This is a genomic window from Pedobacter rhizosphaerae (genome assembly GCF_900111155.1).
In the GTDB taxonomy this organism is placed as follows: Bacteria; Bacteroidota; Bacteroidia; order Sphingobacteriales; family Sphingobacteriaceae; genus Pedobacter; species Pedobacter rhizosphaerae.
The window spans coordinates 77,669-103,438 of the sequence record NZ_FOGG01000013.1 but is presented as its reverse complement, the minus strand read 5'-3'; the positions used below and the strand labels follow the sequence as shown (position 1 = coordinate 103,438).

The window sequence follows — 25,770 nt, the reverse complement described above, 5'->3', positions numbered from 1 at the left end:
AATGATAAAAAATACTAATTCTTGCGTTCTCTTGCTTTTTGTAACGCTGTTCAGTTGTTCAGCTGTTTTTGCGCAGCCCGGATTTGGGCAGGCTGAAAAGATCAATACTAACTGGCGGTTTCATTTAGGTGATCTGGATGGGAAGGCTGCAATAGATAGCGAAAATAAATCCTGGCAAAACGTAGAATTGCCGCATGACTGGAGTGTGAAGCAGGTTTTTAGCCCCACATACGCCAGCGCATCAGGTTATCTCCCCGGAGGGATCGGATGGTACAGTAAACAATTAAACATTGCCAGGGAAGATAAAGGTAAAAAAATATACCTTTATTTCGAAGGGGTCTATAACCGGAGTGAGGTATTTGTGAATGGGCAATCTGTAGGAAAACGCCCCAATGGATACATTTCCTTTAGCTATGAAATATCATCCTTGCTCAGGTATGGCCAGCAAAATCAAATTACCGTCAGGGTAGACCATAGCCTGGATGCAGATTCGCGCTGGTACACCGGATCAGGAATTTACCGCGATGTCTGGCTGGTTAAAGCCAGTGCAGTCCATTTGCAGCAGTGGGGGCTATATGCCTATCCGGTAGTCAGTGGCAATAAAGGAATCTTACATGTAAATGCTGAACTGGTAAATGATTCCCCTAAAAGTGCACAGGTTGTTATTTTACAGGAGCTTCTGGATCAGAGCGGAGCTGTGGTGTCCAGGAAAACACTAAAATCTACACTTCCCTCAGCTGGCAAAAGTGAGGTTAAATGTGAGCTGGAAATCAATAATCCCAAACTTTGGAATACTACCTCCCCTGATTGTTATACCTTGCGAACCACAGTGACCCAAAATAATAGGCTGATAGATCAAAATACTCTGGTTACCGGCTTCCGTACTTTCACTTTTGATCCTGATAAAGGTTTTGCGCTAAATGGCGTTCCTATGAAAGTCAAAGGCGTATGCTTACACCATGATTCAGGTGTATTGGGTGCTGAAGTATATCCAGAGGTTTGGCGTCGTCGTTTGCTTACACTAAAATCACTTGGTGTTAATGCGATCAGGACGAGTCATAACCCTCAGGCATCATCCCTGTATGACCTTTGTGATGAACTGGGCATGCTGGTCATGGATGAAGCATTTGATGAATGGGAGTATCCCAAACGTAAATGGCTTCAGGGCTGGAATGTTGGTGTTCCGGGATTTCAGGGTACATCAGATTTTTTCAGGGAGTGGGGGGAACGTGACCTTGCCGATATGGTAAAACGGGACCGCAACCATCTCTCCATATTTGCCTGGAGTATTGGCAATGAAGTGGATTATCCAAATGATCCTTATTCACATCCCATACTTGCCGGAGCGAGGGAAGGTGGGTTCACACAGCCGATTTTTGGTGGATATAAAAAGGATGCCCCTGATGCGATGCATTTGGGGGATATAGCCAAAATGCTCGCTGCCGTAGTTAGAAAATATGATGCCAGCCGTCCGGTAACTGCCGGGTTGGCCGGGGTGGCCATGTCCAACGAAACCGCATACTCGGCAGCGTTAGATATCGCCGGATATAATTACACGGAAAGCCGCTATGATCAGGATCATAAACGTTATCCTAAAAGGATAATCTTTGGCAGTGAAAATCGCCATGATTTTGATGCGTGGAAGTCGGTAAAAGATAATGAACATATTTTTGGACAGTTCCTTTGGACGGGAATAGATTATCTGGGTGAATCAGGCCGCTGGCCTTCACGTGGTTTTTATTCCGGATTACTTGATTTCGCAGGTTTTATTAAACCTCGGGGCTACTTCCGTCAATCTCTCTGGTCAGATAAGCCAATGGCTTACTTAGGCACTTACTCGCTTAATGAAGGAGGAAATGCCAAAGATGCATGGTCTGTACTCGAATCAGAACAGAAGCTAAATAAAAGTCAGGTTCCTTCTATGGATGCCTGGCCAATCTGGAATTACCAGGATGGACAATTAATTCGGGTTGTTTGCTACACCAATGCCCGGCAGATGCGCCTGGAGTTAAACGGAAAAGTTGTTGGAGAAAATAAAAAATATGACCAAAAACACGGAATCACGTACTGGGACATACCCTTCGCTCCAGGTAAGTTAGAGATCGTTGGTATGGATGCTGGCAACAATATCATTGTACGTCAGCAGCTACAGACGAGTAAACGTCCCACGGGCATTAAGGTTTTACAGGGAGATAAGTTACAGGTAAAGGCTAAAAAAGGAATAGCACAGCTGGAACTGCAGATTGTTGATGAAGAGGGTATACCTGTGCTTATTTCTGATGAAGAGATTACATGTGATATTACCGGTCCAGCAAGACTTCTTGGTATGGAAGCCGGAGACAATGCCGACATGGGGGATTATACAGATCATAAACAGCGCGTTTATCATGGGAAGCTGATCGTTTACATCCAGGCCAATGGCAAGCCTGCCCAAGAAGTATTGGTTCGTTTTACCTCTCCATGGTTAAAATCAGCAGAACTTAGGTTGGAGTTATTATAAATTAATCTCAGGATCATATTCTCCGGGGCAAATGAGTGTTCAGCAACATTGATTTTTGAGATGCAAATTTCGCAATGTGGGGATGGAAGTAGTGATAAGGTCGATCATCGACCTGAATTTATTTTCATAGCAGATCTTTTGGCCAGGTCTGTTTTTCTATTTCTCTATCCATCCACTCCAGAGAGATTAGTGCTATCACTCCTCCCGGTTCCAGGGGCATCGTGCTGCTGAAATGTTTGAAATTGTAGACCATCAGTACATAAAAATATATTTATGGAGATTACTCTGGATGAGTTGGAAAGATTAAAATGTAAATGCGTTTTGATGAATAAGTTTATGGCAGAAAATGGAGGGTTTACACTTGGTATGAGGCATTTGTTTGATGAGTCCAATAACAGGATCCTAGAAGCCCATACACTATTGAATATTAAGCTGCTTAGAAGGATGAGCGATGATTTAGACTATCAGATACTTAATAACATACCTTTGTCTTTAGCCTTAAAGCTGAAGGTTTTTTTTAGAGCAGAACGTCAAAAAGATATTGAAGCTGTGGATTTGTTGCAGGCCAGGACGATAAAGAAAATATTGAGGAATTCAGAAATTGCCAATGGGGAAGAATATCAACTTGTAAAAGGATACCTCAATGAGCGGGACTGTAAGAAAGGCAATGCAAAGGAGTTGGAGAAGCTAAGGGTCTTAATGCATAAATTTCTTCATTTTATCGGTTAATATTTTTCGTTATCATCTTTGGGCAGCCGGTGGTAATGCAATAAATTTATTATACAGTAAGGTTTACACCAAAAAGCAGGTTATATAAAATTAAAATAATAATGAAGGTACTTGTATGTAAAACTCCCGGTGAGTTTGAATATCAACAAAGGGAAATCCCTGTTCCAGGCACAAATGAGGCACTCTTGCGCATAAAAAGGCTGGGGATATGTGGTACAGTTGGTAAAAGACCTGGGCGCAGATGTATTAATCGACTACAAAGCACAGGATTTTGAAAATCTTCTAAAAGATTATGACCTCGTTCTAAATAGCCAGGATAACAAAACCCTTCAGAAATCGATTAACATTCTAAAACCAGAAGGTCAGATAGTTTCTATTTCTGGCCCGCCAACACCAGATTTTGCTAAAGAAATAGGACTTCCATGGTATTTGAGATTAATAATGTCGTTACTCAGCTTCAGTATCAGAAGTAAAGCGAAAAAACGAAACGTTAAATATCGTTTTCTTTTTATGAAAGCTAGCGGAAATCAACTAAGTGAGATTACAAAATTAATTGAAGCTGGTGTTATCAAGCCTGTAGTTGATAGAGTATATGATTTTGAAAAGGCAAATGATGCTTTAACTTATGTGGAAAGTGGGCGTGCAAAAGGTAAAGTAGTAATAAAAGTGAGGTAGAGAATCTGAACAGTAAATTATGTTCAACCAAACTCAAGAAAGTAAGTTTTGGATAAAATTTATCTGCTGTTCAATAGTCCCGATCATTATTTTAATGATGAGGGTTATAGTTTTTATCAACCTATAAATAATATTTATATCCAAGTACAAACTGATACTGGACTTGTACCGAAATACACCAGAACATGAATTCACTTTAGTGTTGAAGACCTGAATTGGGGATTTCGGTAGCAATAATCTATTCCTTTAGTTGTATAAATTAAGAATAAACAATGTCTTGTTTGATTTAAAAAAAGGAGATAAATTTAACTAATAATAGCTAATTTTTAGATCTATAGTTCCATCCATTTCTCACGAAATTCATCTCTGGCTATTGCGGGCGCAGATTTATCAAGTCGTGGTGAACATATTCTCCATATTCCTGCAAATAGACCCGCAGGTAACAGGTAAATTGCTTTGGCCAAATCTTTTGCTGTTGACTCAGTAGGAAGCGAATCAATCCAGCTTCCTATCAGTGGCGAATAATTGTAGGTACTTAGAGGAAGAAATATTCCAATCTAAAAAAAGATTAAAGCAATCCCGGTTATTGCAATTATAACAGCCTTTGTCCACCACCATATCATCTTATTGTTCACATCTTTTTCCATTTCATCTGCCTTTTCCTTTGCTTCCAGAAGTTCAGTTTCGAGCTGGCTTTGAGCAAAGTTTTTGGAGTGTTCTACTACTTCTTCATCCGTATACCCTTTTTTCACTATTCCTTTGAAATGTCCCAGGGAAATTGTATTGCTTTTATAAATGTTGTTTGGGAGGAGTAATTTTCTCTTATGCATTCTTTGGTAAAATGAAAACTAATTCTCGTCGGTGGCCACAGTCCTGCTCATCCGCTATATTCCGCTTTTACTAGGGTGCCGCTCCGATCAGGTTTATTGTCAATGCAGGTGTAATAATCTATTGAAAGTCCTGGAACGAAAGGGTGTCGAACCTTCGGTTTAAAATGTTATATTTCAGTATTTTAAATTTTGTTTTTTGATTTAATGTGCCAAAAACTCACCTTTATATGATTGGAAAAGATTGAAACAACCACCTGGGATAATCTTTGTCAAAATTGCCATTGGCAATTGGTGTTTTGCAATATTCTTTGTAATATGAGCCAACTAACCAACTTATCATGCATCATACTCTCCAAGCAACCATTGGAAATCAAGGGAATATTCGCAATTTAAGCTTTCGAAGGCTTTTTCTTGTCCTTTTTTGGACTGCTATATTCCTGTTTTCAACCAATTTACATGCCCAGGTTCCGCTTCAAATTGATGATAACATCCCACACCAGCTTTTCACCTATAAACAAATTGATATTCTTGAAGATCCTTTCGGTAAACTGGATATCGGTCGTGTCCTCAGCAAAGATTATCAACATCAATTCAGGCCAAGTAAAAACCGGATACCAAAGAATGAGCACCGAAGTTCTGCTTACTGGTACAGGTTTAAAATAGCCCACAATGAAGCGTCTAAAAAGAAATGGATCCTGGAGTTTTTTGATCAGTCTATAAATGATCTCAAATTGTATGTTTCTGAGGGAGGCAACAATTACCAGGAAAATTCATTCGGTACTCAATATGATTTTGCTAACCGGGTTTATGAACATAAAAATTTTACCTACGATCTCAATAACAAATCCAATAAACTGCTCACCTATTATGTAAGAATCAAGAGCGATAATCCTGTGAGTGCCATTTTTGTAGTCCGCGATTTCAGATGGTTTTTGGGTTATGCTACAGGAGAGTACTTCATATTCGGACTATTCTACGGCATGATCTTCGTTTTTTGTTTGTATAATCTATTGATGTACTTCGCTGTTAAGGGTAAACAATATCTTTATTATGTGCTCTACAATTTAGGGATCGGTTTGTATGAAATGTGTAATGATGGTATAGCTTTCCAGTATCTGTGGCCAACCTTCCCTGCATTAAATACATATGGATTTGGGCTTTCCCTGTTCATCAGCAGTATATTTGGAATGCTTTTTACCATCAGGTTTCTTTATCTGAAGGCGAAATCACCCCTTTGGTATAAGGCAGTTCTTTTTACCATTTTCCTCCGGAGCGGATTTTTTCTGGCCTGTCTGATTTTTCCCACACTTTTTAACCTTAAAGTGATTGAGCTTATCCCATTGATGATGGTGTTTTTTTCTGCATTGTCTGTTTATCGCAGCGGTTTTAAGCCTGCAATCTATTTAGTTTCTGGTTATGGGATTCTGTTGTTTGGTTTTTCAATAAAAATTCTATTACTGCTTAAATGGATTCCCTACGGTACGCTGGTTTACTATAGCTTAAGCATTTGCTTTGTGATTGAAATGGTGTTGGTTTCCTTTGCAATCGGAAACAGTATCCGAAGTTTGAGAAGGAAAAAGAACTTCGCTCAAAAGCGTATCATTGAGCAGCTTCAGGTTAACGATAAGCTCAACCAAACGCTTAACAATGAACTTACGGCCATGGTTGAATCCAGAACGCGTGAGCTTCGCGAGAAGGCAGAAATCATTGAGGCACAAAATGTGGAAATTTCCGTCATGAACGCAATGCTAAAACGGGATGTTAAAGCACTTAACCTGGACATTGAGCGTGTAAACAAAGCACGGGTAATGTCTAAAAAAGTCAATTTTGAAGAGTTCAGTAAAATCTATCCCGATAAAGAAAGTTGTTTTAAATATCTTTCAGAATTGAAGTGGACTGCAGGATATGTTTGCAAAAAATGTGGCAATCTTCATTTCTTAAGTGGCGCAACGCCCTATGCCCGGCGTTGTACCAGATGCGGTTATGATGAATCGGTAATTGCGGGAACGCTCTTTCAAAATAGCCGCATTCCAATTACCAAGGCACTTTATATGCTGTTTTTGGTATATAACTCTAAAGGTACGATATCCTCCTATAAGCTCTCTCAAATTCTGGATATCAGACAAGGAACCTGTTGGACTTACAACTCCAAAATCCAAAAGCTGTATCAGGAGAAAAAAGATATAGTTAAAAAGGCAGGGGAGGAAGGCTGGACCAAGCTTATTCTGGATTAGAGCGACTATCAATAAACTAAGTGGATAAATATTTTTTAAAAAAAATCTTGCTGTTGAAGCGTATTGTGACGATTGTAATGAGTAGCTATAGCACGCTAATAAACAGTTTTTTGTTCCTAATTTTTTGCGATTGAAGTGTGTTGTTATTTAATGTAAAGTACTGATATTTAGTGTTTTGACTTGTTTTTGAGTTTGTTTTTTGACTTTAAATAGAATACGTTTGTGTTCTTAATTTCTAAACCAAATAAAATTATGAGAAAAAAAATTACGCTATTTTTTAGTTTGGTTTGTTTTATGCTGCTCTCTGCATATGCGCAGGAAGTCAACATAAAAGGAACTGTAAAAGACAAAGCAGGAGTCGGTATCCCCGGTGTATCTGTCAAGATTAAAAACGCGAAAGCAGGTGTTTCTACCGGAGCTGACGGAGGGTTTTCCATTGTAGCACCAGCCAATGCTACATTGGTTTTTTCTTCATTAGGCTATACCCCACAAGAGGTTGCAGTGAATAAACGCACTACTTTTTCAATAGTCCTGGTTGATGAACCCCAGAACCTGAGCGATGTTGTCGTAATCGGTTACGGAACAGCGACCAAACGCGATGCCACTGGTGCAATTTCCAGTGTTAAGGCTACTCAGCTCGAAAACGAAAATCCGCAAAGCCTTTCTGATGTACTCAGGGGGAATGTTCCGGGATTATCTGTAGGCCTGAGTTCAAGTGCCAAGGGTGGGGGAGATTTTCTGGTGCGCGGGAAGTCAACTTTGAGTGCGGGAAGCTCGCCTTTAATTGTTTTGGATGGAGTGATTTACAACGGGCAGCTGGCAGACATCAACCCTAATGATATTGAAACTGTAGATGTGCTCAAAGATGCCAGTTCGCTGGCCGTGTATGGTGCCAAGGCCGCCACGGGAGTGATTGCCGTAACCACCAAGAAGGGTAAAGGCGATGAGCCACTCATTACTATCAATACCAATGCCGGTTTCGCAGAACTGGCCAAGAATATGCGCAGCTATGAAGGGGAAGGCTTCCTGGCCTGGAGAGGCGACGTTTTAAGGAGCGGCGCAACAACACCGGAATATCTGTACAATGATCCCAGAAATCTTCCTGCGGGCGTAACTTTAAACCAGTGGTTAAATGGCCAAACCGGCGATCCTGTAGATTTATGGCTGAACAGGTTAGGTTTGGTAGCCAATGAAAAGGCCAATTACCTGGCGGGTAAAACAGAGCCCTGGTATGATGATATTTTCAGAAAGGGCTTTCGTCAGGATCATACCTTAAGTTTGAGCGGGAGAAAACAGGAAATCAATTATTACATGTCTCTGGGTTATCAAAAAAACCAGAATTTGATTGAAGGAGGAGATTATACTGCCATCAGGGCCAGGATCAACCTGGAAGGTCAGGTCGCAAAATCGGTAACCCTTGGAATGAACTTCCAGTTCGCCGACCGTGATGAGGCCCGTACCGGCGATGGTTCGCTGGAGGCAAACTGGAACCAGCTGATTAACCTTTCTCCATATGGTGACCGTTATCTTCCAAACGGCGAATTACGTCGGATTCCTACAGATGATAGCGGACTGAACGCAAGAAACCCTTTCTTAAACATGACTTACAATGAAAGGATGAACAAACAAAATACCATTTTTGGGAGTGTATATGGAAAGGTAAAACTGCCTTATGGCTTTAGTTACCAGATTAACTTTAGTCCCGGGCTTGATTTCTACCGTACTTTCGATTACCGCTCATCGAGAAATCCTGATGTGGTAACACCTGGAGGATCGGCAACGAGATCAAACGAAACCCGATACAACTGGCAGATTGATAACCTCATCAAATGGAATAAAACCTTTGCCAATATCCATAATTTCGATCTTACACTTTTGGCGAATGCTGAAAAATATCAAACCTGGTGGACACAGGCTGGTAACGAGGGTTTTGTACCAGGCGATGTACTGAGCTACCATAACTTATCAAGTGGTATTAAGCCCACAACCAATAGTGAAGATAAGGTATACACAGGTGATGCCTTGCTGGCCAGATTAACGTATTCACTTTTACAACGCTACTACCTTACCCTAACCGTTCGCCGTGATGGATATTCTGTGTTCGGCTTAAATTCAAAAAGGGCAACTTTTCCATCTGCCGCGCTGGCCTGGGTATTTACCGACGAAAAGTTCTTTAAAAATCAAAAGTGGCTAAATTATGGTAAACTCAGGTTATCTTACGGGGTAAACGGAAATCGTGACTTGCGAAATCCAGATAATGGTACGGTGGATCCATATGCTGCACTTGCACAGCTTGCCAGTGGAAAATACCAGACGGTAACCCCTGGAGGAACAGCTTCTGATGTAAACACTGTGCAGATTGGCAGCAAGATGGCCAATTCTAATTTGAAATGGGAAGAAACCACTGCTTTAAATATTGGTTTGGATTTCTCACTGTTTAATGATCGGATTAATGGTTCTATTGAAGCTTTCACCAAAAAAACATCTGATTTGCTGGTGAGGCAAACGCTACCCAATGTAAGTGGTTATTCTACCGTGTATTCTAATCTTGCACGCATCAATAATAAGGGTGGCGAGTTTAATGTAACTACAAAAAATCTGATAGAAGGTCATATCAAATGGAGTACAAATTTTAATATTTCGTTTAACCGCAATAAAATCATCGCTCTGGCACTCCCAACTAACGACCCGGGTAACGGATGGTTCATCGGGAAAGACATTGATGTGATCTGGGATTATAAAGTAAACGGCGTTTGGCAAGTAGAAGAGATGGCTGAAGCAGCGAAATTTACCAAAGCGGCTATTAAAGCTGGAGATTTTAAACTGGAAGATGTAAATGGAGATTATGCTTATTCTGATGACGACAAACAATTTTTAGGATACAAAACACCCCGTTATTTTCTAGCGATGAGAAACGAGTTCAATATTTTTAAGAATTTTGATTTCTCCTTTCAGCTCCTATCCAATTGGGGACAAATGAAACAATATAACCAGGCAAAAAATCAACCTGGAAGTGTAGGTTTTGCCAGGTCGAATTCTTATGTACTTCCTTACTGGACACCTTCGAACCCAATCAATGATTATGCAAGGCTGAATTCAGGCTCCAGTGGAACCAGTTTTAACGTGTATTGGGATAACTCATTTATCCGCTTAAACACCGTTGCCCTTTCTTACTCGGTACCGGTGAATCTGTTAACTAAAATACGTGTTAAATCGGCAAAAATTTATGCCAACGTAACTAATGCAGGTTATTATGCACCAAGCTGGACCTTCTGGGATCCACAAAATGATGGGCCTACGCCAAGATATTATACTTTAGGCCTTAACGTGACGCTTTAATATTGATGATTATGAAAAATATAAATAAAAATATACTGTTCTTCCTGGGATTTCTCTCGCTGGTGGTAGCAGCAGGATGTAAGAAAACTTATCTCGATTCCGAGCAGCTTTCCGCTTATGCCCCAGAAAACCTCAATAATCTGGTGGCTATGAAAGCAGCCCTTAATGGTTTAGGTGCAGCAACAAGAAGAGAGTTCTTCGGCGATTCTGCACCTATGCTCACCGAATCAATTTTTTCGGACGTTGCCGTAGAGGGTACCACCGATAAAAATACCCCTGCTCAGGATTTGATTTCCAGAATAACCCCCGATGCGAACCTGAACAGTGATGACTATAATAAAATTGGGTGGTACTGGGATAATGAATTTGTTGCCGTTAGACAGGCAAATACCATTATCTCCAATATCGACAGGCCTACCTACAGTTCTGAGGCGGAGAAAAATCTGATTTTAGGATCTGCATTGTTTTACCGGGCCTATAACTACTACCGTTTAGTGCATCAGTTTGGTGATGTGCCGCTGCTTTTACAGGATCTTGAATCTCCTAAAGCCGATTTTTATTCTACCAAAAGAGAGGTTATCCTGGCTAAGCTGAAAACAGATCTGGAGTTTGGTCAAACCTGGGTAACTGATGGTGGTAATAAAGGAGAAGTTTCTAAGGGAGCCGTTAGTCACCTGCTCACTAAAGTTAACCTTGCCTTAGGAAAGTTCGATGATGCCATCGCTTCAGCCAATAATGTAATCAATGGCGGTAAGTATGGAATGATGACAGCCCGATTCGGAAGTACCGCTTCAGATGCGAGTAAAAACGTTATCTGGGACTTGCACCGTATGGATAACAAAGCCATCGCTGCAAACCGGGAAGCATTATTTTTAGTAATCGACAGGGAGAACTTTGTGGGCTTTACCGCTAACGGATCGCAGTTGATGAGAAATACCGTACCGGCATGGCATTTTGCGAATGTAAAAACACCATCTGGCGCAACGGCTATCGTAGATGCGGTAAGTGCTGAAATTCCCCTAACCAGAATGTATGGAAGAGGTATAGGACGATATCGCGGTACGCCATACAGCACCAAATACATCTGGACCGATAACACCGATTACAGGCATGCAAAGGGGATGTGGATGGATATGACTGATCTGGTTTACAATAACCCAGCGCTGAAAAATTCATCAAATGCTGCAGACAGAGCCCTTTATGGTCAACCCTTACAGCCCTATTCTGCTTCAAACCTGGCACAAAGATTTACCAATGGTGCGCTCGATACCATTCGCCACTGGTTCGGATGGCCACACTATAAAGTATTCATCAATTCTACCAACGCGCTGGCTAACGATCCATACTGGACCCCGCCACGTGGTACCAATACCGACTGGTATGTATTCCGTCTGGCAGAAACCTATTTGCTGAGGGCTGAAGCATATTACTGGAAAGGCGACCTTGGATTGGCCATGGCCGATATCAATGTTGTTCGGGCACGGGCGAACGCCACCCTGTTAACCAATGCCAGTGCCGTAACAATTGGTACTATTCTGGATGAACGGGCCAGGGAATTATATTGGGAAGAACCGCGCAAAACAGAGTTAACCCGCATTGCCTATATTTTTGCACAAACCGGAAAAGCAGCATATAACGGAAAAGTTTATACCACTGCTGCTTTCTCTGACAATAACTTTATGTACGACAGGATCATGGAGAAAAATGATTTCTATAAAAACCAGGTGCCAACCCTACAGGGCGTAAATTATAAAATTGCACCTTACCATGTACTTTGGCCGGTTCCTGCTTCAGCACAGCGATTCAATACTGATGGCCGAATTAATCAGAATAAAGGCTACGCGGGATATGAGCTTAATGTGCCAGCTCTTGATAAACTTCCGTAACTGATAAGAGAAATTAGGAGTAATAAACTAGATATGAGATATTTATCATTTGCCTTAATTTTTGCATTGCCCTTTACAGGTTTCGCACAGCATTCGAAGATCGACAAGCGGGTAGATTCGGTGCTCAAGCTGATGACATTAGAAGAGAAAATCGGGCAGCTTAACCAGTATACAGGTGATCGGGATGCGACGGGCCCGATCACTACCAGCCCCAATAAGCTTAAAGATATACGTGATGGGAAACTGGGATCTATGCTGAACATTCGTGGTGCCAAAGAAACCCGGGAGGTACAGCAGGTAGCGATGCAGTCCAGAATGAAAATTCCTTTGCTTTTCGGTCTTGACGTGATCCATGGCTTCCGGGTAACTTTCCCCATTCCACTGGCAGAGGCCGCAAGCTGGGATTTAACCGCAATTGAGAACAGTGCACGAGTAGCAGCCAGGGAAACGGCTGCTGCGGGTGTGCATTGGACCTTTGCCCCAATGGTAGACATTGCCCGCGATCCGCGATGGGGAAGGGTAATGGAAGGAGCAGGAGAGGATACTTATCTCGGTTCAAAAATTGCCTTTGCCCGGGTTAAAGGATTTCAGGGGAAGGGCCTGGGAAATCTGGATGCGGTAATGGCTTGTGCCAAACACTTTGCGGCATATGGCGCTGCGGTGGCGGGCAGAGATTACAATACGGTCGACATGAGTGAGCACAGCCTCTGGGAAACTTATCTGCCGCCTTTTAAAGCCGCGGTAGATGCTGGAGCAGCTACTTTTATGAATGCATTTAACACTTTGAACGGGATACCTGCAACGGCCAATTCCCATCTGCAACGTGATATTCTTAAAGGGCAGTGGAAATATCCGGGTTTCGTGGTGAGCGATTGGGGCTCTATCGGAGAGATGGTTGATCATGGCTATGCAGAAGATAAATCCCAGGCAGCCGAATTAGCCATTAAAGCCGGTAGTGATATGGACATGGAAAGCCGCAGTTATCTGCCGAACCTGGCCAAGCTGGTGCAAGCGAAAAAAGTACCCGTTAGTTTAATTGACGATGCTGTGCGCAGAATATTACGCAAAAAATTTGAGTTGGGGCTATTTGATGATCCCTATCGTTTCAGCAATGAAGCCCGGCAGGAAAAAGAACTGAACACTGCTGAGAACAGGCAGGCGGCCTTATCAATGGCCGAAAAAAGTATTGTGCTTTTAAAAAATGAAAAGCAGATATTGCCTCTGTCTAAAGAATTAAAGAAAATTGCTGTTATTGGACCTTTGGCAAAGTCGGAAAAAGATATGCAGGGCTTCTGGTCAATCAGCTGGCAAAATGATCAGTTGGTTTCTTTATTTCAGGGCTTAAAGAACAAAGTTGGCGATGGCACAGAATTGCGCTATGCTAAAGGTTGTGAAATTGCTGATTCCTCTACTACAGGTTTTGCTGAAGCAATAAGAGTTGCTAAACAAGCAGATGTAATTATCATGGCGGTTGGCGAAACGCTTGATATGAGTGGGGAAGCCAAAAGCAGGGCCCATATTCGTATCCCAGGTGTACAGGAAGAGTTGATTAAAGCCGTTCAGGAAGTGGGTAAGCCGGTAGTAGTATTGGTGATGGCCGGGCGACCTTTAATTTTTAATTGGACTGCCGATAATGTACCAGCTATAATGTACACCTGGTGGTTGGGTAGTGAAGCGGGAAATGCCATGGCTAATGTCTTGTTCGGCGATTATAACCCGAGTGGAAAACTACCCATGACTTTTGCAAGGGATGAGGGCCAGATTCCAATCTATTACAATGCTTTGAGTACCGGTAGGCTAGCTAAGAATGATACCGATACACGCTATCGCTCCGCTTACCTGGATATGCCTAATATTCCGAAATTTGCCTTCGGACATGGGTTAAGTTTCACTACTTTTGATTATTCAGGATTGATGTTGAGCAAGAGCGAGATTCGGCTCAACGAGAAAATTGACTTGAGTTTCATTCTAAAAAATACAGGTAAATACGCAGGAGAGGAAGTTGTTCAGTTGTACCTGCAAGATAAGTTTGCTTCGGTTGCACGTCCGGTAAAGGAACTCAAAGATTTTAAAAAGATCATGTTAAAGCCGGGTGAAAGTAAAACAGTAACTTTTACCATTGACCGGGAGAAGTTATCATTTTATGATCAACAATTGAAATGGGGGACAGAGCCAGGCGACTTTAAACTCATGATCGGAACAGCTTCCAACAACATTCAACTGGAGAAAGATTTCAAGCTGATCAACTAAACAAACAATGAGCAAGCAAAAAAGTACTGCCATAATGAGTCTGATAATTTAAAAAGAATCCTATGCTAAATGTGAAATTAATTGGTTACCATATGAAATTTAGAATTAATGCTGTTTTATTTATCCTTTTGCTTTGCCATGTTGCAAATGCACAAAAGGTTGATGTAAAGAAAGCCTTTGCATCTGCCGGAAAACAAACTGATTTGCTGATCCGGAATGTCGATTCTGCCCGACTGGTTAAACCCCAGCTTGTTTCTCCCCGGACTGTGGAAAAAGGTCAGTTTAAAATGGTCGGTTCAAAAGACTGGACCAGCGGTTTTTTTCCTGCCGAGCTGTGGTACTTTTATCAGTTCACAAAAGATGAAAAGTGGCTTAAGCTTGCCCGAAAGTACACCAATGATATTAAAGAGGAGCAATATAACCGGGGTACCCACGACCTGGGCTTTATGATTTATTGTCCTTTTGGAAACGGCTATCGTTTGACGAGAGATACGGCCTATCGAGCTGTAATCATCCAGGCTGCCCGATCGCTCGCTACCCGTTTTAACAAAACTGCGGGCGTGCTTAAATCCTGGGACCATAATGGTGACAAATGGAAATATCCGGTTATTATCGATAACATGATGAATTTGGAGCTGCTTTTCGAGGCCACTAAAATGACAGGCGACTCTTCTTTCTACAAGATTGCAGTTTCACATGCCGATCATACCCTTAAAAATCACTTCCGCCCAGATTTCAGTTCCTATCATGTAATTGACTACGATACAGCTCAAGCGGGGCATGTTTTGCAGAAAGTAACTGCACAAGGCTATGCTAACGAATCGGCCTGGGCAAGGGGACAGGCATGGGCATTATACGGCTATACCATGTGTTTTAGGGAAACTCAAAATGACCGATATCTTGCTCAGGCGGATGGTATCGCAGGTTTTATCTTAAACAACAAGATCACCCCAGCAGATGGAATTCCTTACTGGGACTATAATGATCCTCAAATTCCAAATGCTTCCAGAGATGCATCAGCCGCCGCCATTACCGCATCAGCATTATATGAACTCTCGAAATATAGCCGCAATGGAAAACAATATAAAGCAGCAGCAGATCATATTCTGAGTTCATTGAGTAAAAGCTATACCAGTAAGATTGGTGGTAATTACGGTTTTATACTGGAACACAGCACAGGTCATCGCCCTGCAAAGTCGGAAATTGATGTGCCCATTAATTATGCAGACTACTATTATCTTGAAGCCTTGTTAAGAAGCAAATAGTGTTCACATTATATCCCTCGCGAAAACAATCTGGCCTATGCCTTCTTCAACTATGGAATTCCGGGTAAAATAGATTAGGGGCAAGCGCTTAACAAAAAAAGGGGACGGAAGCTTTCCGTCCCTGATTGTGAAGGTTATGAAGCCAAAGCTGCGGCTTTTAGAAGGTCAGGCATAGTCACGATCGTTGAACCCTGATCGATAATCAGGTTTGCTATTTTATCGTCCTGTAATCCCGATTTACAAAGTTTATTACAGGCTTATGCTATTGCTCTGGTATGGGATTAAAATATTTATTCCCCAAGCAGGCTGAATACCATCCGTTCACCACATTTGGCTATCTATTAGCTAGCAGCCACCTTTGCGAGGAGCGCGTTCATAAATTATTGTACCCGCTCGTTCCACATAATCTCCAGATAAGATAGGATAAGCATATTTGGGCGCATGAGAAACATTATGGCTCTTTATGATTATCTTGTCGTTAACTTTTAAGCTATGCAATTGCTCAAACTCCTGATTAAAGCTCCAGAAATTCTTGGCAGATATTTCCGGTCCAAAAGCAAGGATATAATCCTCACCACTAATCCTGACCATCAAACCGAAACCCAATAATGAGCCTTTCGGAAGAGAAAGAGCGGTTACAATAGCTTCCATATTTTTATAATCCTTAACATTCCTGCTTATTTTAGCTGTACCAGCAAACACTTTCTCCCCTTCAGCAGTGGCTACCCATTTTTTATACTTTACACCATCGGGAGTAGCCTCCCAATTTTTCAATGCAACTTTCCTTTCAGCAGCAGAGAGTTGTTTTGAGGTTGAGTTTTTAGAAGTCTCCTCTTTAATTTTAAGATTGGCAAATACCAGTCCGCTTACCACAACCAGCGGTAAGATCAGTACATAATTAACTTTTTTCATATTTTACATGGTTTAACTAAAATAAATCCCCAGTCCATAGATCAGAACCGTTAAGGGTATTTCTACTTTTCAAATCTTGTGTATGAAACAAAAATACTTCTATATATTTCGGGACGAGGAACTTAGATTGTAAATAAAAATGTAACCTTTGTAAATAAATACTTGACACTATGCTTAATGGCCGAGATTTCATGTCCAGGAAAGGTAAGTACCTGGCAGGGACACTATTCGTTGTATTTGTTGCTGCAATCTGTGCAGCTTTCAGTATGGCTGATAGTGACGAATTCAATATTGCAAGAAGGGAAATCTTGCTTCGGAAGATTGCACATGAACTGCTTTTGCAGTCAGGTGATAGTACATCCAGGGTGCTTCCGATAAAAAATATAGCTGAAAATGAATATCAGATCAGGTTTGAGCATGCCTTCAGTTTTCAAGCCGATTCCCTTGTTAATACTACTCGGCGGGTGTTGGCGAAAGACCCGGATGCTAATCATTATGTGGTCACGGTATTGAATAGTGGCGAGTCTGGTATAGCTTATGGATATGCTATATCCAACAATAAAAAAGATGATATCGTAACCTGTGTAGGCAGAAAGCAGCCCCAGGCACATTACCTGATCAATATCAAATTCAAATCGACAGTTATACATACCATAAAGGATAAATATTTATTAGGCGGTTTACCCTTATTAGCATTTATTGGCTTTGTCTTTTTATCATCTGTTAAAGGGCGTAGGGTTGTACCTGAGATCCAGCATGATGGTATTTTCACTTTGGGTGCTATGTTGTTCGATGCAAAAAACCGTAAGCTCATGATCAATGGAAATACCATAGTACTCACCGGAACTGAAAGTCGTGTGTTGAATATTTTTGCGTCTTCCCCTAACCAAACGATAGAGAGAAGCCGCTTGCAAAAGGAAATATGGGAAGATGAAGGAGTTATTGTAGGGCGCAGCCTGGATATGTTCATATCAAAACTTAGAAAAAAACTGGAACCTGAGCCTGGTGTCAATCTTGTTGTCGTTCGGGCAAAGGGCTATAAGCTTGAAATTACTGCTGTCTGATTTTCTGGGCGAGGTGAAGGAAATATCCCTTGGAATGCATCGGATAGTGTGTATAAATTTGAAGTTATTGCAAGGGTTTTGCAGGATTTTCACAGTTGAAAAAGCTTATTTCAATTCAGCAATATAAAAAGGAAATATTGCTGACTGCATTTTTCATTAGCCCAGTACCCCTTCTGTTTTAATCGATTCTAAGATGGTATCTGGGGCATTTAGCGGATCATGTTTAAAAACAATGGTAATCCTTGTCCCATTTGTAACCTCAAAGTGCGTTTCAGCTTCGATGTCTTCGCTTAAACCCTTTATTAATCTTAATCCCAGGGATTCTGGTTCATCATCATAGTCGATTTGTGGCATCCCAACACCGTTGTCAGCTAGGGCCAACCTTATTCGCCTACCCTCTTCAAACATGTTAATGGTAATTTCCCCATTCCTGTTATCAGGAAAAGCATATTTAATAGAATTCGTAACGGCTTCATTGATAATCAAAGCTAAAGGTATGGCATGTGAAATACTAAGTGATATAGGCTGGATGTCCAGTTTGAACAGGATGCGGTCAGACACGCCAAAACCGTCTTGTAATGATTTTACCAGTTCGGGAATATAGGAGGCCATATCAATGGATTTAATATCATCAGATTGGTAAAGTTTCTGATGGATTAACGAAATGGCGTAAATGCGGTGTTGGCTGGTTTCTATAGCTTCCAGTGCATCATTTTTGAGGTAACGTGCCTGAGATTCGAGTAAACAGATTACAGTATGTAAATTATTCTTCACCCGGTGATGCACCTCTTTTAAGAGCCATTCTTTTTCTGTAAGCAGGTGTTGAAGGGAATTATTTTTACGGGCTATCTGATCGTTTGTTCGTTGTTTTAATTGGTAGCGGTTTATAATTAAGCCCAAAAGCAAGGCCAGTAAGCATCCTCCTGCAATCATGAGATTACGGATAACTTTTCCTTTTTTTAGTTCTGATTGCTGAATATCGTGCTGTTTACGAAGTAAAATGAGGTCCTGGTCTTTCTTCGCCGTTGCATATTTCAGCGTTAACTCATTTAGTTTTTTTTGCTGATCGTAACCAGCCAGTACCTCATTGGCTTTTTTAAATAATATATGTTTTTGAAGCGCAGCCTTATAATTTCCCTCTAATGAGTCTATCTTGTATAAGATGCTGTATTTTAAAGTATTGTAGCTATCAGGGGTTGAAGATTTTGAGTTTATTTGATTTAGAAATATACGGGCGATTGGAGTCTTTTTTAATCTAATATAAAATAGAGCGCACTCAGCATAGATTTCGGGTAACTCGCCATATGTGTCATTGTAATTTTTGGTAGCATAGAGTATTTGCCTGTATGAACGATCGGCATAGGAAATGTCATGCAAAATATTGTAACAGTAGCCCAGGGTTGCAAGTATCTGTACTTTTTCCCAGGTAGTTCTGGGAGGATATTTGGCAACTGTTAAATTTACCAATCTAATGCATTCTTTTGGTTTGCCCAGATCAGCAAGCGCCGTAGCCAGGTATAAAAAGCTCTTATACCAAAAGAAATGCGTCTCTTCACTTTTTATTTCAACCCCTTTTCTGTACCAGGGAATGGCCATTTCGGGTTTATTAACATGAGCATAAACTACGCCAACCCGCATGTTAAAACCTCCTGCAAATTGATTTAGTCCAGACCATTTCATGTTTTTGAGGCCTGCATAGGCCGCTTTTAAAGCTTCTGAAAATTTAGTATTGTTATTGTAAACAATAGTCAGGAGATAGTGAGTAAACAGTTCATGTCTATACCTGGATGAACGCTGCATGGCAAGCACCTGCTTAAAATTGTCTTCTGCTAAAGCCCTATCATTGCTCATGTAATAATCTGCAACGAGCCAACGCAAAATTATTTCATTTTCTGTCAGGTGGAGGCGATGGTAAATAGCTAACGACCGTGTCAGATAGGCCAATCTGGCGGTATCCCGCAAACCAAATGTTTTACTAAATTGCTGTAGTGCTGCTGCTGCTACGGCGGTTTCAGTTCCTGTTTTTAAAGGAGAGAAGATGCTCGAAAAAAAACGTCTGCTGTTGTCAATATTGCCTCTTTGAAATTCAATATCGCCCATGATCAAGTTTGATTCTTCATGCCATTTTTTTGAAGATCTTGCTCTTTTGATATTCCTGGCGAGGTCTACATAATGTTGTGCGCTATCCAGGTCACGCTGCAAGGCATGTGGCTGATGAAGGTACCAAAGGGATAATAGTAAGCATGACTTGATTTGCTCTTCACCTTTTAATTGTTTTGAAAGATTTTTGGCTGCGGATATTTTATTGCCGTTAATCAACCAGGTAGTAGCCGAAAGTTCATCACCCTCAATACGATCGGTGTAAGGCAGCATAAATGGCTGACCAGTAATTTTGGAAGCGATTAATTGAATACTGTCAGCATCCAGATGTGACTGTGTGATTGTATTTATAAAAATAGCGGTGTTTATAGACAAAAACCGCTTTTGTGCAATAGAGTATTTCTTAATTACTTCATGTGCCGAAATTGATTTCCAATAAGCAGGAGGCATTGAACGATCCGACCCAGGCTGAGCAGAAGCTGTGGTGACCAAAGCAGCTACACAGATCAATAAGGCCAAAATTTGAAAAAGCATGCGTACGGTAAAAACCAGTTTTTTCATAACTACCCGGGCTAGTTAATAATCCTATCTGCACAGTGCATCAGCGCACGCTCACTCGTCGATTTTATAAAAATGGAGTTATTTTAGGAGCTAATTGATCTTGGTGGCTTAAATCTTGCTGATTAACAAGGTGTTAAGTCCTGTTAATAATAAATATCCTAATTTTTTTCTTTAAATGAAAGCGCTGAAGCATATTTCGCAATTAATTGTGAAACAGAGGTTGGCGAAAATCAGGTAATTGAAATTTACGTTTATTACCTGCCTACGATTTCTCTTTTGCAGGCTATTTCCCGTGCAGATAATCCTGCAATTACTTTGTGGTGTGTACAGACAGGCTTCCTGAGTCAATATATACCTGTTGGCGGGCAACATCATGCACTTAATGAAAGGGTAAACTTCAAGCATTTTAACTTCAATCATTTTGCGTCAGATACAGCTGCATCTGATACCGTTCCCCTTTTTTATAATTTGAACTGAATCAGTTCATTATTGAGATCCTAAGCAATTTTTTTTCGCAACCATTTGCGCACCGGCTCATCATACCATTTTAATGCCTCATAGGCCAAAACTATTCCTCCAATTAAAATGAGCAATGCGTAGGGCCAGGCTTGTGCAAGTGTTACGCCTTTATGATTGCTGATCCAGGCCACATAAAAATAAACCAGTGGATAATGTACCAGGTAAAGCGGATAAGAGATGTCGCCTAAGAATTTACATATTCTGTTCTCTCTTTTAGTTTGCAGCACGCCACTGGCACCAAGGTATACTATAACCGGGAAAATGATTATGATACAAACAGATTCATAAAGCCCATTCATCCATGCCTGATTAGCCCCACCAATTCGCGGCATGTACAGCACAAGAACAATTAAAAGGCTGCACCATAAAAAGGCATTTTTAATTCGGGTAGGTTTCGCTATGCGTGAGAGCAACAAACCCGCAAAGAAAGGGTACATGGTTCGGGTGAGCCCAATCCTCACTTGTTCTACATTTAGTGTCCAACCACCACTAACATCGCCATTTGTAATGGCCAGGTGCGCAAGAGCAACAGCAGATACAGCTACCAGAATGGTCAACGCTTTTTTGAAAATTTCCTGATCCAGATGGCATAGAGAATATTGGCTATGTATTCAAAGAATAACGACCATCCTACGCTATTAAGTGGGTGCATCTCCTGCCAGCCACGTATATCAAGTGATAAGGGTACGGGCAGGATAGTATAGCCGATTAGCATAACCAACATCATTTTCCAAAGCGGCACAGTATGTATGAGTGGCCATAAGGTAGAATCGGTAAAATAGAATCCGATAGCTCCGAGCGTCATTCCCAAAATCACCATGGGCTGAAGTCGTTCGATCCGTCGTTTGAAAAAACTGCCAAAGGTAATTTTATGCCAGCGATCATCGTAGGCATAACCGATCACGAAACCTGATAATAAAAAGAATAGGTCTACGGCAAGGTAACCGTGATTAACGAGATTATCTAGATGGCCGGTTGCTAGTGGCTCCGCGAGGTGAAAGGTTACAACGATGATGGCAGCGATGCCACGAAGACCATCTAGTATGGGGTAATGTGGCTTGGTGGCCAATTCATTGTTTTGGTTAGATTTCATTCAATAGGTGTGAAGACGCAATTTGTAAAAAATAGCTAATACTATCCAACTGAAATTTAACTGTAGCATCATCACAATCAAATGAAGGCACTTTTCTATCTAAATTGATACGATTGGAGCGCATTCCACTGAAAATAAATGATAAAATGAGACTTAGTGGTCTGGCAGTAATGATCGGTGACTAGGCATTATCAAATTGCCCGATTATATTTTTCCAAGAAACATTTTTGCATCATATTCTAGCTTTACCTTACCATTTTTCTCAAAGCGATCAAAAATTGAGCGTAGGTTACTTTCAGCAGAAGTATATTCCGGATCGCCAGGAAGTGGAGCGTAGGAGGATGACCTGAAATAGCCCAGTAGTTCATTGAAATCAAGCAATCTGCTGTGATAGATTTCCTGAACAATGATTTCTGCACCATTAAAGAAGTGCTCAACTTGTTCTTTGTCGGCTTTGTCTCTGTAGGGTTTTGAAACCGAAAAACCTTCTTTAAATTGTTGATATGCCTTTAAGAAAGGTGTTTTATGTTGTAAAATGTTCCATACGAGTAAAACATAAGCGCCAGGTTTGGCTATTCTCAGAAATTCTGATCTTACCTGTTGGGTATCAAACCAGTGAAAAGCTTGTGCAACAGTAATTAAATCTATTGTTCCGGAGGGTATAAGTGTAGCTTCTGCTCTGGTTCCAATGCTTTTGAAGTGGCGGAAATAGCCTAAATGTTCTTCTGCCTGAAGCCTCATTTCGTTGTTGGGTTCTACTGCGGTAACGGGATAACCTTTTCTTAAAAATAGTTCTGTAAATATGCCCGTACCCGAACCTATGTCGGCAATATTTTTTTTAAGGTTTAAGCCAATGTTTTGTTCTAAATATGTAATAATGGCATCTGGATAGCCGGGGCGATATTTTTGGTAGTCGGAAGAATGGTCTGAAAATCTTGAAATGGGATCTAAGCTCATATAAAAATGTTCGTTCAATTTGAATTAAGTTATCGGATGATGGTAAGCCAATTTTGGGCAGAAAAGAAGCAGGGGCGTACATCCGTCTCGCCCCGGCTAACAACAAAACTGTTTTCTGATCTGGCGCAACAATTTTAATGCTTCACCAGATGTTTCAGAACTATGCCGACAAATATAATATTTATGTATATTAAATCTATAGAAAAAGTAGTTATTTTGATTTCGTCTATCTAGTTGCAAGTAGCAAGTATCGAGTATCAAGATGCTGGTATCAAGACTTCCGACTCCAGACTAAATTGCGATTAGGTCTCCAGAACCCTGATTATTTATCTTGTTTGTTGGTAAGTAATTAAAAATCAGAATGATAATGGTGTATTTTTTAAGTTGATGTTTGCATTAGACAATCGTTTATAAGTGAAAAAACATCTAAAAAACTGGTTTGTTAGAGGTTATATTTGGTTAGAGGAAGGGGATTTGTCTGGTTGGAAAATCTCTTTCTTTTTGGTCAGATTGGATTAGGTAGTTGGAAAGAATCAAGGTGTCAACTTAGATATCTGAAGTTTATAACCTAGTTAAATGAATTTTGGATTTAGATAGATTGAACCCTTATGCTGCTTCGTGTACTCCTGTAAGTTGATAATTGAATATAAATTGATTGTAGTATTTTGTAGATGCTTTTGTAGTTTTTGTTTTTGAGTCCAGAAAGTGAAAGAATATTAGCATATTTAAAATGCTACCTGTTTATGAGCATGTCAAACGTTTGTTTATTACCTTAAAAAAAGATACAAAATGGAATGTATATGAATCACAACAAGATAAAAATTGATCTGCAAAGTTTGCGCCTGGTTAAGTTGCCTTTTAGAGGGGGACTTTGGTTTTGAACCTATATTAAATCTTATAAATTTGTTCTCCTCATCAACTAACAAATGAAAAAGACCATAATTTTTGTTTCCCTATTAATCTCTCAAGCATATGCTCAGAAAAGTATCGTTACCATTTCGCCCGGCGATAGCCAAAGTACAATAATTGCCAAAGCAGCAAATGTAGTCCCATCACCAAGGCAATTGCGTTGGCAAACGCTGGAATTAACAGCTTTCTTCCACTTCGGTATCAATACTTTTACCGATAGAGAATGGGGCGATGGGAAAGAAGATATCTCTAAGTTTAACCCCGAACAACTGGATGCCGAGCAATGGGTAAAAGCCATTAAGGAAGCAGGTTTTAAACAAGCCATTATTACAGCTAAACACCACGATGGTTTCTGCCTGTGGCCAAGTAAATTTACCGAACATAGTATCAAAAACACTCCTTACAAGGAAGGAAAGGGTGATATTGTAAAGGAAGTTGCTGATGCCTGTAAAAAATACAACATCGGCTTTGGGGTTTATTTGTCGCCATGGGACCGCAATCATGCATCATACGGAACAGCTGCTTACAATACGTATTTTGTTAATCAATTAACGGAGTTGTTGACTCAATATGGAAAGGTAGACGAAGTTTGGTTTGATGGTGCAAATGGGGAGGGACCCAATGGTAAAAAGCAAGTGTATGATTTTAATACCTGGTATGCCCTGATTAGAAAATTACAGCCTCAGGCCGTTATTGCCGTTCAGGGACCTGATGTACGCTGGGTAGGAACAGAAACTGGTGTTGGAAGGGAAACAGAATGGAGCGTATTGCCTATGGCAGAACAAAGCCAGGAAAAAATTGCTGCCTTGTCACAGAAAGAAGTGAATGTAATCCCAACCTTGTCCGGCTCTTACAAAGATCAGGATCGTGGAAGCCGTAACAAATTGGTGAATGCTACAGGCTTGGTATGGTACCCTGCAGAAACAGATGTAAGCATTCGTCCGGGATGGTTTTACCATACCAACGAAGATGCAAAGGTAAAAACACCTAAAAAATTAATGGATATCTACTTCACTTCTGTAGGTAGAAATGGAGTTTTGCTTTTAAATATTCCACCCAATACCAAGGGCCTCATAGCCGATAGCGATGTTAAAAATTTAGCAGCCTTCGGAAAGAAAATGAGAAATACATTCTCCAATAATATCGCTAAAACAGCTACTGCCAATGCAAGTTCTGGTAAAAATGTTAAAGCCATGTTCGATGGAAAATTGAATACTTATTTTAAAACAGCAGGTGAAGACACCACAACATCCATCGAATTCAGCTGGGCGAATAACGTAACCTTTAATGTACTCTCGCTGCAAGAAAATATTGCAGTTGGACAACGTATAGAACAATTTGAAGCAGCCTATTTTGACGGTAATGAATGGAAGAATTTTGCTGTTGGCACCACCGTGGGCTACAAACGACTATTAAAATTTGATCCGGTAACTGCTAAGAAAGTAAGATTTAAAATATTATCCTCCCGGTTGAACCCAACACTGGCAGAATTTGGATTGTTTCTTTTAGGAAATGAATGATAGCAGTATAGAATTATTGAATGACTGAATGATAGAATGTAGATAGATTGAATTATAGAATGGAAAGGTATTCATTCATTCAAAATTAATGATAGATTGATAGAATGAGTGAATGATAGAATGTAGATAGATTGAATTATAGAATTATAGAATGGAAAGGTATTCATTCATTCAAAATTCATTCATTCAAAATTAATTATAGATTGATAGAATGAGTGAATGATAGAATGTAGATAGATTGAATTATAGAATGGAAAGGTATTCATTCATTCAAAATTCATTCATTCAAAATTAATGATAGATTGATAGAATTATAGAATGGAAAGGTATTCACTCATTCAAAATTCATTCATTCAAAATTAATGATTGATGATTGAAAAGGCGATCGCTTTGCAATTCACTAATTCACTCATTCGAAACTCAATCA

General features: G+C 40.5%; 14 protein-coding genes and 1 pseudogene. 10 read left to right on the top strand and 5 right to left on the bottom strand.

Features of this window, described 5'->3' with window-relative positions; all coding sequences use genetic code 11:
* The first annotated feature begins 1 nt into the window (after position 1).
* The 3 genes from BMX11_RS12345 (at position 2) to BMX11_RS12335 (ending at position 3,904) form a co-directional block, all read left to right on the top strand.
* The gene (locus BMX11_RS12345; protein ID WP_090884678.1) at positions 2 to 2,500 is read left to right on the top strand and encodes a glycoside hydrolase family 2 TIM barrel-domain containing protein; all 2,499 of its coding nucleotides are present in this window, start codon (positions 2 to 4) and stop codon (positions 2,498 to 2,500) included.
* Positions 2,501 to 2,824: 324 nt separating this feature from the next.
* Complete coding sequence (locus BMX11_RS12340; RefSeq protein WP_139180180.1) at positions 2,825 to 3,229, top strand: hypothetical protein; 405 nt, start codon at positions 2,825 to 2,827, stop codon at positions 3,227 to 3,229.
* Between the two features lie 210 nt (positions 3,230 to 3,439).
* On the top strand, positions 3,440 to 3,904 hold the full coding sequence (locus BMX11_RS12335) for a zinc-binding dehydrogenase (protein WP_090884674.1): 465 nt from the start codon (positions 3,440 to 3,442) through the stop codon (positions 3,902 to 3,904).
* 557 nt (positions 3,905 to 4,461) lie between these two features.
* Here BMX11_RS12335 and BMX11_RS12330 read toward each other — a convergent pair.
* Positions 4,462 to 4,734, bottom strand: coding sequence for a hypothetical protein (locus tag BMX11_RS12330; protein ID WP_090884672.1), 273 nt, complete (start codon positions 4,732 to 4,734; stop codon positions 4,462 to 4,464).
* 338 nt (positions 4,735 to 5,072) lie between these two features.
* Here BMX11_RS12330 and BMX11_RS12325 point away from each other — a divergent pair, with 338 nt between their 5' ends.
* The 5 genes from BMX11_RS12325 to BMX11_RS12305 all read left to right on the top strand — a co-directional run bounded on the left by BMX11_RS12325 (position 5,073) and on the right by BMX11_RS12305 (position 15,708).
* On the top strand, positions 5,073 to 6,968 hold the full coding sequence (locus BMX11_RS12325; protein WP_090884670.1) for a 7TM diverse intracellular signaling domain-containing protein: 1,896 nt from the start codon (positions 5,073 to 5,075) through the stop codon (positions 6,966 to 6,968).
* A 252-nt stretch (positions 6,969 to 7,220) separates the two neighbouring features.
* On the top strand, positions 7,221 to 10,307 hold the full coding sequence (locus BMX11_RS12320) for a SusC/RagA family TonB-linked outer membrane protein (protein ID WP_090884668.1): 3,087 nt from the start codon (positions 7,221 to 7,223) through the stop codon (positions 10,305 to 10,307).
* An 11-nt stretch (positions 10,308 to 10,318) separates the two neighbouring features.
* Entirely contained in the window at positions 10,319 to 12,193 is a 1,875-nt protein-coding gene (locus BMX11_RS12315; RefSeq protein ID WP_090884759.1) for a RagB/SusD family nutrient uptake outer membrane protein, read from the top strand.
* A gap of 33 nt (positions 12,194 to 12,226) precedes the next feature.
* Positions 12,227 to 14,443: a beta-glucosidase BglX gene (gene bglX / locus BMX11_RS12310; RefSeq protein WP_090884666.1), complete on the top strand. Its 2,217-nt coding sequence runs from the start codon at positions 12,227 to 12,229 to the stop codon at positions 14,441 to 14,443.
* 92 nt (positions 14,444 to 14,535) lie between these two features.
* Positions 14,536 to 15,708: a glycoside hydrolase family 88 protein gene (locus tag BMX11_RS12305; RefSeq protein WP_090884757.1), complete on the top strand. Its 1,173-nt coding sequence runs from the start codon at positions 14,536 to 14,538 to the stop codon at positions 15,706 to 15,708.
* 345 nt (positions 15,709 to 16,053) lie between these two features.
* Here the strand turns inward: BMX11_RS12305 and BMX11_RS12300 are convergent, their stop codons facing one another.
* Entirely contained in the window at positions 16,054 to 16,620 is a 567-nt protein-coding gene (locus BMX11_RS12300; protein ID WP_090884664.1) for a hypothetical protein, read from the bottom strand.
* 191 nt (positions 16,621 to 16,811) lie between these two features.
* Here BMX11_RS12300 and BMX11_RS12295 point away from each other — a divergent pair, with 191 nt between their 5' ends.
* A complete protein-coding gene (locus BMX11_RS12295) occupies positions 16,812 to 17,684 on the top strand; it encodes a winged helix-turn-helix domain-containing protein (protein WP_245738653.1) in 873 nt (290 codons plus the stop codon).
* A 156-nt stretch (positions 17,685 to 17,840) separates the two neighbouring features.
* On the opposite strand, the gene BMX11_RS12290 is transcribed toward BMX11_RS12295, so the two are convergent.
* The 3 genes and pseudogenes from BMX11_RS12290 to BMX11_RS12275 form a co-directional block, all read right to left on the bottom strand.
* Positions 17,841 to 20,345: a sensor histidine kinase gene (locus BMX11_RS12290; protein ID WP_090884660.1), complete on the bottom strand. Its 2,505-nt coding sequence runs from the start codon at positions 20,343 to 20,345 to the stop codon at positions 17,841 to 17,843.
* Positions 20,346 to 20,842: 497 nt separating this feature from the next.
* A pseudogene (locus BMX11_RS12280) lies at positions 20,843 to 21,957 on the bottom strand (acyltransferase family protein).
* Between the two features lie 204 nt (positions 21,958 to 22,161).
* Entirely contained in the window at positions 22,162 to 22,932 is a 771-nt protein-coding gene (locus BMX11_RS12275) for a class I SAM-dependent methyltransferase (protein ID WP_175474546.1), read from the bottom strand.
* 908 nt (positions 22,933 to 23,840) lie between these two features.
* On the opposite strand from BMX11_RS12275, the gene BMX11_RS12270 reads away from it, so the two are divergent.
* A complete protein-coding gene (locus BMX11_RS12270; RefSeq protein ID WP_090884653.1) occupies positions 23,841 to 25,343 on the top strand; it encodes an alpha-L-fucosidase in 1,503 nt (500 codons plus the stop codon).
* Positions 25,344 to 25,770 lie beyond the last annotated feature (427 nt).